Here is a 17,327-nt window from a genome sequence, read left to right as displayed (position 1 = left end):
GCTGCAAAAGCCTTCTCGCGTGCTTGCGTGCGCCAAATGAACATGAAACAACCCCCGTCCAAAGTGTCCCCTTGGACGCAACTTTGAGGACTTGCCATGTTCGACCTGCAATCCATGCGGGATCAACTCGCCAGCCAGTACGATCTGGCGCCCAATCCTGCCCTTGCCGAAAAGATGACGGATATCTACGCGCGGATGAACCGTGTGGTGAACCCCATCGAATGGGTCGCCCATGCACCCTATGTTGCGGCCATTCTGGAGCTGAAAAAGCAGCGCAACGCGGTGATCCTGGCGCATAACTACATGACGCCCGAGATCTATCACGGTGTGTCGGATGTGGTCGGCGACAGCCTGCAGCTGGCGATCGAGGCTGCGAACGTCGAGGCCGATGTGATCGTCCAGTGCGGCGTGCATTTTATGGCCGAAACTTCCAAGATCCTCAGCCCGGACAAAACCGTGCTGATTCCCGACATGGAGGCCGGCTGCTCGCTGGCGGAATCAATCACCGCCGAGGGCATCGAACAGATGCGCGCCAAATACCCCGGCGCGCCGGTCGTGTCCTACGTGAACACCACGGCTGAGGTGAAAGCCGCATCGGACATCTGCTGTACCTCGTCGAACGCGGCCCAGATCGTCGCCGCGCAAGACAGCCACACGGTGATCATGACACCGGACCAGTATCTGGCCCAGAACGTCGCCAAACAGGTGCCGCAGAAAAACGTGGTCTGGTGGGAAGGCTCCTGCATCGTGCACGAGCAATACACCGCCCAGGATCTTCGCGATTTCCGCGAATGGAACCCTGGCACCCGGCTGATTGCACACCCCGAATGCCCACCGGATGTGGTGGCCGAGGCCGATTTCTCCGGCTCCACCAGCGGTATTCTTAAATACGTGACGGACGAGAAGCCGGAAAAGGCGATGCTGATCACTGAATGTTCGATGGCCTCGAACATCGCCGATCAACTGCCCGAGGTGGATTTTGTCGGCCCCTGCAACATGTGCCCTTACATGAAGAAGATCACGCTGGAGAAGATCCTCTGGTCTCTGCACACCATGTCCGAGCCGGTCGTGGTCGATGAAGTTGTGGCCGAAAAGGCCCGTGTGGCGGTGCAGCGGATGATTGACCTCAGCCAGAAACTTGGCGTCTGATCTGTGATCGAAACCGGCCGCATTGTTATTGCCGGCGCAGGTCTTGGCGCGCTTTACGCCGCGCTTGAGCTGGCACCGCGGCCGGTTCTGGTGATCTCACCGGAAACCTTGGGCAAGGGCGCAAGCTCTGCCTGGGCGCAGGGCGGCGTTGCAGCGGCCATGGCCAATCACGACACGCCCGAGGCCCACGCCGCCGACACTCTGCAGGCAGGCGCCGGCACCGTCGATGCTAAGGTTGCCGCGATGGTCACACGGGTCGCGCGCGCACATATCGTCGACCTGACCGGCCTCGGCACGCCATTTGACCGCGATGCGGACGGCAACTATGTGATGAGCCGCGAGGCCGCCCATTCCGCCGCCCGTGTGGTGCGCGTCAAGGGCGACCAGGCCGGCGGTAAGATCATGCAGACATTGATTTCTGCCGTGCGCGCAGCTCCGTCCGTGCAGGTGCTGGAAAACACCCAAGCCGTGCGGCTTGAAACCGAAGGCAATACCGTCACCGGCATCTGGATCACCCGCGCCGATACGCCTTCTGCCCCGGTGCTGATCAAATGCCCCGGCGTGCTGCTGGCCGGCGGCGGCTCCGGCGGGCTTTATGCCCATACCACCAACCCGCCCCGCATCCGCGGCCAGGTGATCGGTTTTGCCGCCCGCGCCGGTGCCCGCATTGCCGACCCGGAGTTTGTGCAATTCCACCCCACCGCATTCGACATCGGCGAAGACCCCGCCCCGCTGGCGACCGAGGCCCTGCGCGGCGAAGGCGCGGTGCTGATCAACGCGAACGGTGAACGCTTCATGCTAGCTGAGCACCCGGACGCAGAACTGGCCCCCCGCGACATCGTTGCACGCGCGATTTTTGCCGAAACCCAAGGCGGCCGCCGCCCGATGCTTGACACAACCGAAGCACTCGGCGCCGAGGTGCTGACCCGCTACCCCACGGTCGCAGAAACCTGCGCCCGTGCCGGCATCGACCCGGTGCAAAACCCGATCCCGGTTGCCGTCGCCGCACATTACCACATGGGTGGGGTCGAGGCCGACATGCAGGGCCGCAGCAGCCTGAAAAACCTCTGGGTCTGCGGCGAGGCCTCCTCCACCGGCCTGCATGGCGCCAATCGTCTGGCCTCTAACGGGTTGCTGGAAGCGCTGGTATATGCCCGCAACGCAGCTCAGGACATCGCGTCGCTGGATACCCCCGTAAATGTGGATGAGATCCACCCCAGCTTCCCGCCGGGCGGGCAGGACCTGGACGCCGCAGCAGTCAAACACCTGCGGCAGGCCATGACCGCGCATGCCGGCGTGCGCCGCACCGCCCAAGGCCTGAAACAGGCGCTGGCAGCCATTGCCCGGCTCGAAGCCGGGCAGGCCGCGGACGAGAATTTCGCCAATATGTGCGCTACCGCAACGCTGATCACAGCCGCTGCGCTTCAGCGCGAGGAAAGCCGGGGCGGTCATTTCCGCGACGATTTCCCGACGGCCGATCCCGCGCAGGCACATCGCACCCGCATCACCCTGGACGAGGCCATGGCGATCCGTGACCGGATTGCCCCCCGGCCGTGAAGGAGCCGACATGAGCACCCAATTCGCCACCCTGCCCGACTTGATCCTGGAACCGATGGTGCGTGCAGCGCTGATGGAAGACCTGGGCCAGAACGGCGACATCACCACCCGCGCTGTGATCCCGGCCACCGCCGCCTACACCGCCCGGCTGAACGCCCGCGAGAACGGCGTGGTCTCCGGCATGCAGATCGCCCGCATCGCCTTTCACCTGGTGGATGCCGGGCTCAAGGTGGAAACACTCCTGCCCGACGGCAGCCCATGCCGCAAGGGTGACACGCTGATGACCATCGATGGCTCAGCCGCCTCAATCCTGTCGGGCGAGCGTGTGGCGTTGAACTTTGCCGGACGGCTGACCGGCATTGCCACGCTGACAGCGGCCTTTGCCGCCGAAACCAAGGGCACCGCCACCCGCATCACCTGCACCCGCAAGACCACGCCTGGGCTGCGCATCGCCGAAAAGCAGGCAGTGTTGCATGGCGGCGGCTACAACCACCGGTTCGGCCTGTCGGATGCCATCCTGATCAAGGACAACCACATCGCCGCGGCTGGCGGGGTGCGCGCCGTTCTTGACGCCGCCAAATCCAGCGTCAGCCACATGATGAAGGTGGAAATCGAAGTCGATACACTGGAGCAGCTGGCCGAAGTCATCGCCACCGGCGGTGCCGATGTTGTGCTTCTGGACAACATGGACACCCCGACTCTGGTCAAAGCCGTGGAGATCGCCAAGGGCCAGGTGGTGACCGAGGCCTCCGGCAACATGCGTCTCGACCGCATTGCCGAGGTGGCTGCCACCGGGGTTGATTACATTTCCTCCGGCGCGCTTACCCATTCGGCGCGCACCCTGGATCTGGGCCTCGATTTCTAAGGCAACCCCGAACCTCGGGATCATACCGCCGGGCCAGTGCCCGGCGTTATTCGTCAGCCTGGCGGTTTTTCCGGGCGGCCTCCAGCTTGCCTTCCCGCAGCGCCTTGGGCGACAGCATCAGAACCGAACCGCCATCGATATGGCGCACTTCAAAGCCCCTGCCGTCCAGCAAGCCGCCGCGCAACTCCTCGGGCAGGGCGGCACAGGCTTCAGGCCGGCTTTCGCACATCACGATCTCCCGCCCCGTCAGGTAATTCAGCCGGAATTCGACCGACTGATCCTTTTGCAGGTCCGACTTGTTGGCCGCTTCCAGGGACAGATAGGTGCCTGTGACATAGACCGTCCCTTCGCCGCCGCCCAGATCTGCCGCCATGTGCCGGCTCAGGCGGTTCCATTCAGTAGAGAAATAGTGGGTCAGCCCGGCAAAGATCACATACAGGGCCGTGAAGCCAAACAGCAGGTTGCGGCTCAGCCGGGCCCGCCCGCTGTCACGCAGCTGAAGCGCGAACAAGCCGACAAAGATTGCGCCAAATGCCCACAGAAACCCGCCGGACCGCACTGGCATGTCGATGCCGCTGCGAATAACCTGCAGGCAGATCAGCGCCAACCCCAACCCGGCCCCGGACAGCATGTACAGCGCCCGCCATTTGTCCCGGCTCCACACGGCCCACACGGCACAGCCAAGCACCGCAGTCTGCAGCAGCGCCAGCCCGGTGATGCTGTAACCGCCTTTCAGCACCAGGTTCACCAGGAAATCCGCGGCCAGTTTGGAATTTTTCAATGCCGAGGCCAGATCCGTCGCAGGGCTGGGATTGCGCCAGTCTGCCATCGGCACGCCGAACACCCCGTGTTCGGCATAGTTCAGCGCATAGATTGCCAGCATACCCAGGGCAAAGCTGGCAATGAACAGCACCAGCAAGCCTGCCAGGTCCTTTGCCGAACGTGCGGCATCAGCGCGAGTCAGGCTCATCGCGAGGATCAGAAACGGGTAGGTCGTATAAGACATCAGCGCCGCCGGAACAAAGACCAGCATCAGCCAGCGGCACGCCCGCTCGCTCAGCCGGGTGGCAAGCCAGCCATAGAACGCCAGAATCGCCAGCCCCGGGATCAATGTGTTAAACCATAGCGAGATCAGCACCGATGGCAGACACAACCCGGCAATCAACGCTACCATCACCCGCTGCCAGACCTCAGTTTGCCGGCCAAGAGCATTATGCACCAGACAGCCCAGATAGATCGCCCACAGCAGGTGGTAGGCCAGGAAGTTAACCCAGGCCGGCGTCACTACGCCGCGCAAATGCCACAGATAGTTGACCCAACGTCCTTCGGTCAGAGTTTTAGAATAGAACAATGATGGGTCCGCCAGCAGCGCCGGATAGTCGTCATGCCGGATCATTGGATCATGCAATTGGAACAGCGCGGCCAACAGCATCAGGGCAAAAACCGCAGCAACTGTTACCAGCAACTGCGGCGCTGCAGGTCGCCCCGTAGCAGTGCTGCCGGCGGTGGCAAATGTCATCCAGCAGCCTCCTGCAGGCGGCGTGCACGGCGGGCCAGCACCGCGGCGCGCCCCTGGGCAATTCTGGTTACCACTGGCTGCGGCATCAGCGAGACGATCCCCCTACGCATCCGCCAGCCGAGGCTACCAGCCAGCGGCACGTTCTGCCCGGCCGGGACTTCCGATGCCAGCACCGCCTGCGGCAGGTTTTTTCGCCCAGCGGCATTGGCGTATAGAACGGTGTTATAGCGGTACCAAGGCTCGACGCCCTCGATGTCCTTCAGTTGGGGCCGGACAAAGTCAAAGGCAGAGAAGCCGCGCGCGGCAAACATCTCCTGCCAGAATGACAGTGGCTTTTCGTTGATGTGAAATTCCCCCCCTTGCCCCGGCACCGCGGCTGAGAAAAGAACCCGGTCGGCGTGGCAGGTCAGGCTATCGACCAGCCGCTCCGAGGCCGCCTCAGGCAGATGTTCACCCACTTCCAGGCTTTGCGCCAGCTCGAACTTGCGTTTCAGATCAAAGGGTTTGGTCAGGTCAGCAGCGTGAAACTGCTCACGCGGGATAGCCAGCCGGTCGCGATCTACATAATCGCCATCAACGCCGGCCACATCCATCACACCGGCCTTGATCCATTCGCTCAGCCAAACGCCGCGGCCGCTGCCCAGATCCAGCACACTGCCCGCGTGCAGATGCGGCTGCACCACCGAAATCATCGCCTGCGCCGAAGATCGCGCGCCCTGGTCAATGTAATCGTAAAACTCGTTGGAATAGATATGAGACATAGTTGCTCCGATCGATAGTCAGCCAGCCGCGGAATACACCCAGAGGCGGAAGATGATAAAATTCTGAACCGGCAGGATCACCGTGACGGCAGCGGCGGACAGCCAATCCGCCCAGCCCAACGCCGGACCGATCACGCCGGTGATCAGCGCCGAGACGGCAAATCCCGCAGCGATGGTGCAGGAAAAGCGCAGCATCTGTTCCGGCATGCCCAGCGGGCGGCGGAAGGTCCATGCCGTTTGCAGTACATATTGAACAGCGACAGCCGCGGCAAAGGCGAGCACATTGGCGGACGCCTGTGCCAGCCCCGATGCCAGCAGCGCGGTATAGCCCAGCACATAAAGCCCCGCGACCGCCGCGCCCACAATCGAGAACCGCAGAACCTGACCGGAATCGCCCCCCAAAACAGCCACCTTACGACGCTTCCTTGTGCCGGGGGGCCGTTTCGATGTTCACCGGATCAGCCGCCGCCGCACTGCCGGTCTCCTCTGACAAGAAGTACATCGGCCGCTGCTTGCTCTCCATGTAAAGCCTGCCGATGTATTCCCCCATGATCCCCAGCGTCAGCAGCTGAATGCCCGAGAAGAAGGAAATCGCCAGCAGCATCGACGCCCAGCCCGGCGCGGTGTTGTGAAGGATCAGCGACAGAAACACATAGACCGCCATCAGGAAAGTCACATAGAGGCTCAGGAAGGCCAGCCGCGTCGCCATCTTCAGCGGCTTGGTGGAAAACCCGGTCAGCGCATCAGTTGCAAAGCGCAGCATGGCGCGGAACGGGTATTTGGTAACGCCCGCAACCCGCGCGTCGCGCACGTATTCCAGCCCGATCTGCTTGTAGCCTGCCCAGGCAAACATGCCGCGGATGAACCGCGCGCGCTCGGGCATTGCCAGCACCGCCGCCAGCGCGCGGCGGCTGACCAGGCGGAAGTCACCGGTATCCTTGGGAATATCCACATCCGACAGCGTGTTCAGGAAACGGTAGAACCCATAGGCCGTGATCTTCTTGAACAGGGTCTCCCCCTGCCGTTCGGCCCGGCGCCCGTAGACCACGTCATAGCCGCGATCCATCATCATCATCATGTCCGGCAGGATTTCCGGCGGGTCCTGCAGGTCGGCATCCAGCATGAAGACACGCGCGCCCCGCGCAGCCTCCAGCCCCGCGGTCAGCGCCACCTGATGGCCCCGGTTCGCCGACAGCCGGATACCCCGGACCACCGAGTACTTGGCATGGGCCGCCTCAATCGCGGCCCAGGTATCGTCGCTGGATCCATCATCCGCCAGGATGATCTCGGCGTCCTGCGCCCATGGTTCAATGGCCTGCACCAGCCGCTCCACCAGCATGGGGACCGACTCTTCTTCATTGTAGCAGGGCACAACAACGGAAAGCTTCACTTTCTCGCCCCCAATACTGTTTGTTAACCGCTCGTTAACCAGGATACTGGCCGATCCGGCACGGCCAAGGCAACGGCAGCCCGCTGAGGGTTTAATTTGCAATCAAATGGTTAAAAGCCTGTGTGTTTTAGGTAACGCACTATGTCAAATCCAAGGCAAATGCGGACGAATTGCCGAAAGTCCGCCCGCATTCCGCCCCGGATTACAGCACACCGCGCGGAATCACTTCCTGCCACTCCTTGGTCAGGACCACCTCCCTGTTTACGCCCTCATAGGCCGTCACCCGGCGCCAGAGGTGAAAATTCTCCCGGTCGCAGGTCATCTTGTTTTCAGTATCAATCGACACCTGCCAGCCGCCGCGCCCGAACTCGAAATTCCAGTCGCTCGCAAAGGCAGCCGTAGCCGGATCATCCGGATGCACCTCGTAGTGCATGGAGACATGGCTGCCTACGCACATGCCGTGGTAGGGATCCACCGCCTTGCCGTAATCGTCAAAGGTATCCAGCACCAGCGCGCCGTCCTCCCGGGTCCAGGTCTTGGAGGTGCCGCCAGCCCCCCGCAGCTGTTCCGCCTGCAACAGCGGATAATCACGCGGCGCGCCGGGGTTCTGCGGCTCGATCTCTTGCGAAACCCGCCGCTCGGGTAACACCAGCGTGCAAGCTTTGAGATCCAGCGTGACTTCTGCCGCTTCCGGCGCGGGCCAGACAATCGGCCAATAGGACGTCGACAGCGCCAGCCGCAGCACGTGCCCCGCCTTCAGACGGTGTGCGCATTGGTTCAGCTCGATCTCCGCCTCATACCGCTCGCCCGGCACCAGTTTCTGCGGCGCCTCAAACCCGTTGCGGCAAGTCAGGTTCAGCGGCCGGAAGGTGATCCGTTGCGATACCCCTTCAGGCGAGACATCGCACAGCCGCGCCACCAGCTGCGCCACCGGCTTGTCGACGCTGAACGCCACCTTGACCCGCGGGCGGCCCAGCAGCTCCAGCGGCTCTGCCAGCGGTGCGCTGTCAAAACAGGCCGACAGCGCATCGTCATCTGCCTGATCGCCCGCCAGCTCATTGTCAAACCGCATCCCCGGACAGAAATAGCCCGACGCCTGCCCGACCGTCGCCGGGCTGCTGACGGCCAGCGTGCCGTTTGCAGCCTCTCCGGCCAGCACGCCCGCGCCCAGATGCATCACCCGGTCCAGCACATTGGGCGAGGGCCACTGCGCCTCTGCCACCCAGCGGCCCTGACGCGGCTTGTTCTGCATCGTCGGGTTAAAATGCTCCTGCATGAAAACGCGGTAATCCGGCAGATCTTCAGCCCCGGTCTCCTCGCCCTTCAGCCATTTGCCGAACCAAGTCAGCACCTCGCCATGGAAATCCGCCGGATCCAGCTTGGCGATATGGGCATACCGGTGCTCCCAAGGGCCGATCATCGCCTTGGCCGGCACGGTCAGATTGGCGGCCAGCGCGGGCGGCGCATTCACATAGGCATCCGCCCAGCCGGTGATCGCCAGCACCGGTGCCTGGATCGCCGGCCAGTCCTCGCAGACCGATCCATGCTTCCACTGGCCATCTCTGGTCTGCTGCCGCAGCCAGTCCGCGGCCATGAAAGGCATCTCTTCGATCCGCTTGATCCAATCCGCGCGCCAGTCCGGGCGCAGCTCAGGATCCGCAGGGCGCGACTGATAGGCAAACATCTGGCTGCCCCAGTTAGCGTTGTCGCTCAGCAAACAGCCGCCCATGTAATGGATGTCATCGGCATACCGGTCCACGGTCGAGGCCACCGACACCACCGCTTTCAATGCCTCTGGCCGGCGGAATGCCAGCTGCAACCCGTTGAAACCGCCCCAGCTGATGCCGATCATGCCGATATTGCCATCGCACCAGTCCTGCGCCGCGATCCAGGCCAGAACCGCCTCGCCATCGCTCAGCTCCTGCTCGGAGTATTCATCGTCAAACACGCCCTCGCTGTCGCCGGTGCCGGCAATATCCACCCGGATACAGGCATAGCCTTCGGTGGCGAAAACCGGATGCGTGGTTTCATCGCGGGGTGCAGTGCCGTCGCGCTTGCGATAGGGCAAATACTCCAGAATTGCCGGAAACGGCCCCTCGCCTTCGGGCATCCACATCCGCGCCGCCAGCTTGCGCCCGTCCGGCAGGGTGATCCAGGTGTTTTCAATGATGCTGAATGCGCCGGGCATTTGGTCTTCCTTGTCTCAGTTCCGGGCGGTGCCCTTTGGCGGCACTCTTGCCAAACCGGCATCGAATGAAAAGTGATCAGTTGTACGCATATGTAAGCGAGTGTACGCAGTCAGGCAGTCATTCAGTGAAAGCCCGCACCGATGCCCGACGATTTTTCCCGCAATTTGCGAAGGCTGTGCGCCGATACCGGCAGCATCGCCCAAGTCTGCCGCGAGATCGGTATGAACCGGCAGCAGTTTAACCGGTATCTCAACGGGCACGGCCTGCCTTCGGCCCACAATCTGCACCGCATCGCGCGTTACTTCGGGCTGGAGGAAGAGGCGTTGTTTGCCCCGCATCAGGACTTTCGCCAGCAAAGGGGCGCAGCCGCCGCGGTCTCGGCCCCGGCCTTGCAATTCGGCAGCCTGTTCCGCGATCAGGCCCGGCGCCTGCGCCGTTTCATGGGCGTCTACCACGGTTACTTCCGCACTCCGACCTGGCCCGGCCAGATCGTGCGCACGCTGATCTGGCTGCGCCCGCAGGACGGCTGCGCCGTCACCCATACGTTTGAGCGCGCCATTGCCCGCGACGGCAGCATTCGCCAGCGCAGCCGCTATGCCGGCATGGCCACCCTCCGCAACAACCGGATCTGCATGTATGAAACGCCCCGCCGCGGCGGCGGCTACCTGTCAGAAACAGTGCTGATGCCCGCCCATCCGCAGCAGATCTCCTATTTGCAGGGGCTGACCTTGGGGATCTCCGCAGGCCCCGGCCAGGCGCCCTTCGCCACAAACACAGTCTGGGTGCGGATCGGCGAAAGGACCTCGGCCCGCGAGGCGCTTGCCGCAACAGGTGCTTACCCTGAGGCCAGCCCCCGCATTGACCCGAAGGTACGGCGTCTGCTGGGAGAACAACCGCCATTGAGCCTGAGCGCAGGCTTTCAGGAATAACTGCATCCGTTCTGCCGCGCGCCGGGCTGCAGGTTACTCTGGCAGCTTCGGCGCCGATTTCTCCAGCGCAAGTTCCGCTTCCGAGAATTTCCACGGCCCCCGCACTCCTGGTACGCCTTCCGGCGCGATCTGCATCTGCCGGTGCTGGATCTGCGGATCCTCAAAGGCCTGCCCGATGGTGTTGATCGGCCCGGCCGGCACCGTTGCCGCCTCCAGCGCTGCCAGCAGATCCGTTTGCGTCCAGGCCGCCAGCACCTCCTCCAGAACCCCAGTCAGCACCTTGCGGTTGGCAACCCGCAGCTGGTTGGTCTGGAACCGCGCATCCGCTTTGACCTCGGCCAGCCCCAGCACATCGCACAGCCGCAGGAACTGCCCGTCATTGCCCACCGCCAGGATCACATGGCCGTCCTTCACCGCCATTACCTGATAGGGCGCAATATTCGGATGGTCATTGCCCAGCCGCACCGGACTGTCGCCGGTCGCCAGATAGTTCATCGCCTGGTTCGCCAGCAAGGCCGTCGCGCAATCCATCAGCGACATATCCAGATGCTGGCCGCGGCCCGTTGTGTGGCGCTGCTCCACTGCCGCAAGAATGCCGATAGTGCCATAAAGCCCGGTGACAATATCGGTGATCGCCACCCCCACCTTCTGCGGCTGGCCATCCTGCGCACCGGTGATCGACATCAGCCCTGACATGCCCTGCAGCAGAAAGTCATACCCTGCCCGTTTGGCATAAGGCCCGTCCTGGCCAAAACCGGTGACGGAGCAGTAGATCAGCCGCGGGTTGATCTGCGCCAGGCTGTCGTAATCCAATCCGTATTTCTTCAACCCGCCAACCTTGAAGTTCTCGATCAGAATGTCGGCGTCGCGGATCAGATCAAGGACAGTCTGCTTGCCGCCCTCAGTCCGGAAATCAGCAATTACACAGTCCTTGCCCCGGTTGGCGGCATAATAATAGGCGGCGGTCTTGTCGCCGTCCCGCTCAATGAACGGCGGCCCCCACTTGCGGGTGTCGTCGCCGTCCGGGCTTTCCACCTTCACCACTTCGGCGCCCAGATCCGCCAGCGACTGGCCGATCCAGGGCCCGGCCAGGATACGGGCAAGTTCAACCACCTTAAGGCCGGCTAGCGGGGTCATGGGCATTCCTCCCTGTTGGTGCCTTGGTCTTTGCTGGATATGCTTAACGTCTGAAACAGGTCCGGGCAAGATTTGATCAAATCAACGCTTGCCCGGGTACCGTGACAGGCCGGCCGCCAAAAACAGATGTGTCCCGAGCTGTTTTCCGTGCCGGGATACGGCCTTACTCAAACCACTGATCCCAGCCGTCCTGATAATACCCGGCCAGCGCATGGGATTGCAGCGAGTTGATCTCCACTTCAACCGGCCCGGTGTCATCACCAAAGACCTGCGCCGCCTGCCAGACAGCGGCATTCAAGAACTTCAGCCCCGCAGGCAGTGTCAGTTCCCGCGGCCTTGGCGCCTGCGGCGTGGCCAGGACAAACCCCCAATCGCCAAAGCTTGGCACATAGGCGTGATACGGCAATACCTGCAGCCCCTCTCCCGGACGATAGGGGTTGCGCGCTGCTTCCAGTGTCATTGCCACCGACCAAAAAGCGCTGCGGGCAAATAAGGGCGAGCCGGCCTGGGTCACCACCACCCCTTGCGCGCTCAGCCGTTCCATCAGGGCGCCATAAAACTGACGGGTGTAAAGCTTGGACAGCTCCAGGTTCTTGGGGTCCGGCAGATCCGCTATGATCACGTCAAACACCTGCCCGGAACCTTCCACAAACGTCCAGGCGTCCATATTGCGGATCGTCACACGTGAATCCTTCAGCGCCCCGCCATTCAGCGCCGACAACTGCGGATGGCCGCGGAACAGCTCCGTCACCCGCGGGTCAAGATCCACCAGCGTGACACTTTCCACCTCGCCCCAGCGCAGCACCTCGCGCACCGCCATGCCATCGCCGCCGCCCAGGATCAGCACATCCTTGCGCCGCGGCGCCAGCGCCATCGCCGGGTGCACCAGGCTTTCGTGATAGCGATGCTCGTCCAAAGTATCGAATTGGATCGAGTAATCCAGAAACAGCCGCACCCGGTCCTTGTAGCGGGTCACGGTGATCTGCTGATACGGCGTTGCCTCGCTCAGGATGATGTCGTCCTCAAACAGATCGGCTTCGGCCACCGACACCAGCCGCTCTGATTGCCACAGGCCTACGAGCGTGGCGGCAAAAACCACGGCCCAGACTGCGGCCTGTACCCTGCTGGCATCGGCGCGGAACACCCATAAAGACAGACCGGCAACACCCAGGTTCAAGGCCCCGAAACTCAGGCTGGCCGACATCAGCCCCAGCTGCGGAATGATCAGCAGCGGAAAGGCGACCGAGGCCACCAGCGCGCCGGCATAATCCACGCTCAGCACGTTTTCGAACCGGAACTCCGGCGCGCCGATCTGCTTCAGCACCCTCGCTATCAGCGGAATCTCCATCCCTGACAGCACACCAACCAGCACCAGCAGCCCGTACAGGGGCACCGAAACGCTCTCCATCCAGGCATAGGAAAAGAAAATCGCCGGCGCCATAAAGCCGCCAGCCACCCCAAGCCCGATCTGCGCCCAGATAAAGCCGCTCATCGCCTGACCGACAAAACGCGACAGCCAGGCGCCCAGCCCCATCGCCGACAGGAACACCCCGATCACCAGCGAGAACTGACGCACGGAATCTCCCAGCAGGTAACTGGACAGCGTCGCCGCGATCAGCTCGTATATCAGCCCCGATACCGCCACCAGAAAGGTCGCGGCCAGCAGCCAGAACTCGCTCAGCCGCACGCCTCCGGCATCCGGGGCCGCATCACTCATGACAGGATGACAGCCGCAATGATGATCGAGATGGACAGGAACAGAAAGCCGATCAGCACCGCCAGCGCCATGTTCTGATCCTGCTCGATCTCCTTCATGATCGGAAAGGGCGTCATCCAGTCGATCACTTTCCAAACCAGCCCCATCAGCGCCACGCCGACAAAGGTATAGAACACGGTGCTGATCAGCTCAGCGGCTTGGATGGCAGAGAAATACTCCATGGGGTCTCCCGGTTATTTGACGTTGCCGTTTGAATAGCGCCCGCCGCTGGCGGCACGGATGGATGTGTCCAGGTCGCGGCTTTCACCGCCGTAACCCTGGTACGAGACATAGGCCGCCCCGGCGATAGAGATGCCGGACATGACCAGAAAGATGATGCGGAACAGGTTCATGGCTTAATCCTCATCGCTCCAGTCGCTGCCGCGCCAGCGCGCCTTGCGGTGCCACCAGGCGCGCAGGAAACCCTGCCCGGCCAGCAGGCCGAATGCGATGGCCAGAAAGCCCATGTAAAGCCCGGATGACAATCCGGATGCCGCTGAAACCGTAAGTTTGCTGAGCGCCGGCCGGTTTTGTGCCGCAGCTTTCAGGCGTGTTTGCGTGGATTGCGGGTAGCTCAGCTCCGACCAGTGGCCGCTTTCCTCAATCTCCAGGCTCAGCGTGTAGGTGCCTGCCATCGACGGACGGAAGGTCAGCTGCGCCTTGTTGTCGCCTTCGCTCCAGTTCCCATCGGAATCCCGCCCATGGTAATACTCAACCGTGCGTCCAGCTTGGAACACGGGCTCATCCTTCGGGTCTGTCAGTTCAATCCCGACAAAAGCCCAGCTGTTGTTTGTATTTCCTGCGAGTCTGATGCGTGTCAGCTTGCCGGCTTCGCTGACTATCACGGGAAGCTCTGCCGGCAGGTCAGCAGCCGTCAGAACCGTCCGCTTCAGCGCAGTCTCGCCAGAGCGCCCTTGCAGGTTCATTCCGATGATCAGGCAAACCACGGCACAGGCGGCTGAGGCCCATTTTATGAAGCCGAAGTTCGGCCCGGCCTTAAAGGGCTGCAACGGATGTATGCCGTGCGGCTTCAACCCGGTCTGGATGCCAAATCCTGTTTCCGCATCCCCGGCAGGCAAGTATTGCGACAGCCAAGCTTCACGCTCGTTTCCGGTTTGGGCGAAACTCAGCATTGCGTCATCAGCCAGGGCAGTGACCGTTGTGGTCTTTTCACCCTTTTTCGGGGACCAGGTGAACTCCCCTTCGGCAAAGGTGATCCGGCTGGTCGAGGTATCGTAGTAATGGAACGAGCGGGATCCTGTATGCACCTTTGGCCGGTGTTCCGAGCGCTCCACCCAATGCACCGACATCCACACCGGGCGGCGGTAGCGGCGGGTGAAAACCAAATGGCCGTCCTCAATCGTCAGCCAGGCATAGCCGTGGGTCGGGGAATAGAGCTGGTGATCCACCCAGATCCAGGTCCGCACGCCCCAGCGTTCCTCGTGCTGCAGGGTGCCGATCACAGTGTAGTCTGCACCGAACAGAGTGCCGGTCATGCCGATTGCGAACGGGCTGGTCGGGCGTTTGATATCGTTGAACTTGCGAACAGCGCGGTAATTGTCCAACGCGTCCAGTTCAGTGCCGCAATAGGGGCAGATATGCACCGTCACCCGGCCGCCGCCCAGGATATCCAGCCCTGCCCCGCAGGAGCTGCAGCTGACCGCCTTCAGCTTAGCATCCCGGGTCATGCCAGCACCTCGACCTCAAACGGATCAAACCACTGGCCACGGTACCATTCGCGGCTGCTGCCCTGAAACTCTGCTGACAGCAGCGTGCCGTCATCGCCCTGCAAGTTTACAAAGCGATAGCGCTCGCCCACCTGCAGGGGCTGATCGAAACTGCCGCGCACTGCCACGCATTCGGCATCGTCTTCTTCGGTAACTGCGAACTCCACGCTGTCATAGTCAATGCGCTGCCCCAGCCGTAGATAGCCGTCATACCGCGGCCAGGCAGCGCGCTGCAGCACCCGCTGCAACACAATGTCACCCTCATCTACCGAGACCCAGCACGGGGCGCCTTTGTCATCCAGCGCCCAAAACTCGTCCCAGTATCCGCGCCCATAGGAAAACCGCGCATGTCCCAGGATCTGCAACTGGTGGCCGCCCAGCCGGATGGCACTGCCAAGGCCGAACAGCAGCGGGGCGTCATGCATGACGCCTGCATCGCCAGCGAGCCGCGCCTGCGCATCCTCGATGAACAGGGTGGTGCCGCAGGCCTCGCAAGCGGTCAGCTTGACCGTGGCCGCCGCCGGGATCACCGGGCTGGCACAATTGGGGCAGTGAAACATGCTCATGGCGTCCCAATTCCCCAAGCCGGCGGTCAATTCAAGCGGGAAGTCCGGGACAGGCCAAGATTTGATCAGTACTGTTGACCCAATGTTTCGCGCGCGAAACATTCCGGCAGCAAGGCTGACCTGTTTTCAAGCGGGCGGGCCGCCGTATTTTTCCGGATGGCCCTCACCGGCCCCATATGTTAGCGATAACTCAACTTTAACCAGCCGTATGGCAACAGAGGCAATTGAATTGCCCCGCCCCAAGCGGCACAATGGTCTGGCCTCTGTAGAACAGCGATGTAAAATCAATGGTTTCCCGCGTCATCCCCGTTGAACCCTTTGACCTCGTGCTGTTTGGCGCGACCGGCGACCTGGCCCGCCGCAAGATCCTGCCGGCCCTGTTCCACCGGTTCCAGATCGGCCAGTTCTGCGATGCCTGCCGCATCATCGGCAGCTCGCGCAGCGCCCTGACAGCCGAGGAGTTCCGCGCGCAGACCGCCGATGCGATCCGCGATTTCGGACAGGATGTGGAAACCACGCCTGCGGAAATCGCCGCTTTCACCGCCCTTCTGGACTATGTCGCGGTGGATGCACGCGGTGATGCCGGCTGGGATGTGATTCACGGGAAACTGCGCGACGATGCGGTGCGCGCTTTCTACCTGTCGGTCGGCCCGTCGCTGTTCACCGACATTGCCCGCCGCCTCAGCGAGACAGGGATTGCCACACCGGACAGCCGCATCGTGCTGGAAAAACCCTTTGGCCATGATCTGGCTTCGGCCCAAGCACTGAACACCGCGCTGCGGGCCCATTTCGAAGAACGGCAGATCTACCGGATCGACCATTACCTGGGCAAGGAAACCGTGCAGAACCTGATGGCGCTGCGCTTTGCCAACTCGTTGTTTGAACCCTTGTGGAACTCCTCGCACATCGACCATGTGCAGATCACCGTGGCCGAGAGCATCGACGTTGAAGGGCGCGGGGAATACTACGATAAATCCGGCGCCATGCGGGACATGGTGCAGAACCACCTGATGCAGCTCTTGTGCCTCACTGCGATGGAGCCGCCCGCGCAATTCACCTCAAACGCCGTGCGCGATGAAAAGGTCAAAGTGATCGAGGCGCTGCGCCCGGTGCCCCAATCCAGCATCGCCCGCGGCCAATACCGGAGCCGGAACGGCGGTAAATCCAGTGACAGCTACCGTGACCACGCTGCCAACCCATCCAGCCGCACTGAAAGCTATATCGCGCTGAAGGTTGAAGTGGCGAACTGGCGATGGGCCGGGATCCCCTTCTATCTGCGCACCGGCAAATGCCTGCGCGAGCGGGTGAGCGAGATCGCCGTCTATTTCCGCGACCCGCCGCACAACATCTTCGAAGGGTCCGGCACCGTGCATGGCAATGTGCTGGTGATCCGTCTGCAACCGGATGAAGGCATCACCCTGAAAACCACAATCAAGGACCCCGGCCCGGGCGGCATGCGCCTGACGGGGGCCAATCTGGACATGACATTTGCGGATGAGCTGCCTGAATCGGGCCGCCCGCAGGACGCCTATGAGCGGCTGATCATGGATGTGATCCGCGGCAACCAGACCCTGTTCATGCGCGGTGACGAGGTTGAGGCCGCCTGGGCCTGGGCCGACCCGATCATCGCCGGCTGGGAGGACGCGGGCGAAGCGCCGCAGCCCTATGACAGCGGCAGCACGGGACCTGATGACTCATTGCTGCTGATCCACCGCGACGGCCGCCGCTGGCGCAGTATCGGAACCTGAGATGACTGCCCTCCCCTTTGCCCCCGCAGTTTGC

The 17,327-nt window shown here is 62.5% G+C and carries 16 protein-coding genes; 5 read left to right on the top strand and 11 right to left on the bottom strand.

Features of this window, described 5'->3' with window-relative positions; all coding sequences use genetic code 11:
- Positions 1-96 precede the first annotated feature (96 nt).
- Genes nadA through nadC form a run of 3 tightly spaced genes read left to right on the top strand, consistent with a single transcriptional unit; the run spans position 97 to position 3,571 of the window.
- Entirely contained in the window at positions 97-1,149 is a 1,053-nt protein-coding gene (nadA, locus tag K3555_RS02335; RefSeq protein WP_259989702.1) for a quinolinate synthase NadA, read from the top strand.
- Between the two features lie 3 nt (positions 1,150-1,152).
- Positions 1,153-2,706 (top strand): L-aspartate oxidase, encoded by a 1,554-nt coding sequence (locus K3555_RS02330; RefSeq protein WP_260007236.1) that lies wholly within the window; start codon positions 1,153-1,155, stop codon positions 2,704-2,706.
- A gap of 10 nt (positions 2,707-2,716) precedes the next feature.
- Positions 2,717-3,571, top strand: a complete 855-nt coding sequence (nadC, locus tag K3555_RS02325; RefSeq protein WP_260007235.1) for a carboxylating nicotinate-nucleotide diphosphorylase — start codon at positions 2,717-2,719, stop codon at positions 3,569-3,571.
- A 46-nt stretch (positions 3,572-3,617) separates the two neighbouring features.
- Here nadC and K3555_RS02320 read toward each other — a convergent pair whose 3' ends face one another.
- The 5 genes from K3555_RS02320 to K3555_RS02300 form a co-directional block, all read right to left on the bottom strand.
- The gene (locus K3555_RS02320; RefSeq protein WP_260007234.1) at positions 3,618-5,090 is read right to left on the bottom strand and encodes a hypothetical protein; all 1,473 of its coding nucleotides are present in this window, start codon (positions 5,088-5,090) and stop codon (positions 3,618-3,620) included.
- Complete coding sequence (locus K3555_RS02315) at positions 5,087-5,851, bottom strand: methyltransferase domain-containing protein (protein WP_259994912.1); 765 nt, start codon at positions 5,849-5,851, stop codon at positions 5,087-5,089. Before K3555_RS02315 ends, K3555_RS02320 begins: the two co-directional genes overlap by 4 nt.
- 18 nt (positions 5,852-5,869) lie before the next feature.
- Positions 5,870-6,262 carry a GtrA family protein gene (locus tag K3555_RS02310; RefSeq protein WP_259994915.1) on the bottom strand — a complete coding sequence of 131 codons (393 nt, stop codon included), beginning with the start codon at positions 6,260-6,262 and terminating at the stop codon, positions 5,870-5,872.
- 1 nt (position 6,263) lies between these two features.
- Positions 6,264-7,241, bottom strand: a complete 978-nt coding sequence (locus K3555_RS02305) for a glycosyltransferase family 2 protein (RefSeq protein ID WP_260007233.1) — start codon at positions 7,239-7,241, stop codon at positions 6,264-6,266.
- A 202-nt stretch (positions 7,242-7,443) separates the two neighbouring features.
- Positions 7,444-9,429: a CocE/NonD family hydrolase gene (locus K3555_RS02300; RefSeq protein ID WP_260007232.1), complete on the bottom strand. Its 1,986-nt coding sequence runs from the start codon at positions 9,427-9,429 to the stop codon at positions 7,444-7,446.
- Between the two features lie 141 nt (positions 9,430-9,570).
- Between K3555_RS02300 and K3555_RS02295 the strand changes: the two genes are divergently transcribed.
- Entirely contained in the window at positions 9,571-10,359 is a 789-nt protein-coding gene (locus K3555_RS02295; RefSeq protein WP_259989684.1) for a helix-turn-helix transcriptional regulator, read from the top strand.
- A gap of 33 nt (positions 10,360-10,392) precedes the next feature.
- Here the strand turns inward: K3555_RS02295 and K3555_RS02290 are convergent, their stop codons facing one another.
- The 6 genes from K3555_RS02290 to K3555_RS02265 all read right to left on the bottom strand — a co-directional run bounded on the left by K3555_RS02290 (position 10,393) and on the right by K3555_RS02265 (position 15,545).
- A complete protein-coding gene (locus K3555_RS02290; protein WP_260007230.1) occupies positions 10,393-11,496 on the bottom strand; it encodes a CaiB/BaiF CoA-transferase family protein in 1,104 nt (367 codons plus the stop codon).
- A 163-nt stretch (positions 11,497-11,659) separates the two neighbouring features.
- Complete coding sequence (locus tag K3555_RS02285) at positions 11,660-13,213, bottom strand: polyamine aminopropyltransferase (protein WP_260007229.1); 1,554 nt, start codon at positions 13,211-13,213, stop codon at positions 11,660-11,662.
- Positions 13,210-13,434, bottom strand: a complete 225-nt coding sequence (locus K3555_RS02280; protein ID WP_259989679.1) for a DUF350 domain-containing protein — start codon at positions 13,432-13,434, stop codon at positions 13,210-13,212. Before K3555_RS02280 ends, K3555_RS02285 begins: the two co-directional genes overlap by 4 nt.
- 12 nt (positions 13,435-13,446) lie before the next feature.
- On the bottom strand, positions 13,447-13,605 hold the full coding sequence (locus K3555_RS02275) for a hypothetical protein (protein ID WP_260007228.1): 159 nt from the start codon (positions 13,603-13,605) through the stop codon (positions 13,447-13,449).
- Between the two features lie 3 nt (positions 13,606-13,608).
- Positions 13,609-14,940 carry a DUF4178 domain-containing protein gene (locus tag K3555_RS02270; RefSeq protein WP_260007227.1) on the bottom strand — a complete coding sequence of 444 codons (1,332 nt, stop codon included), beginning with the start codon at positions 14,938-14,940 and terminating at the stop codon, positions 13,609-13,611.
- Entirely contained in the window at positions 14,937-15,545 is a 609-nt protein-coding gene (locus K3555_RS02265; protein WP_260007225.1) for a DUF4178 domain-containing protein, read from the bottom strand. Before K3555_RS02265 ends, K3555_RS02270 begins: the two co-directional genes overlap by 4 nt.
- A gap of 287 nt (positions 15,546-15,832) precedes the next feature.
- Between K3555_RS02265 and zwf the strand changes: the two genes are divergently transcribed.
- The gene (gene zwf / locus K3555_RS02260; protein WP_260007223.1) at positions 15,833-17,293 is read left to right on the top strand and encodes a glucose-6-phosphate dehydrogenase; all 1,461 of its coding nucleotides are present in this window, start codon (positions 15,833-15,835) and stop codon (positions 17,291-17,293) included.
- Positions 17,294-17,327: the final 34 nt, after the last annotated feature.

The organism is Leisingera sp. M527, assembly GCF_025141525.1.
Taxonomy (GTDB): Bacteria; Pseudomonadota; Alphaproteobacteria; order Rhodobacterales; family Rhodobacteraceae; genus Leisingera.
Note: the sequence above shows the minus strand (reverse complement) of the source record. Positions and strands in the feature narration are given on the sequence as shown.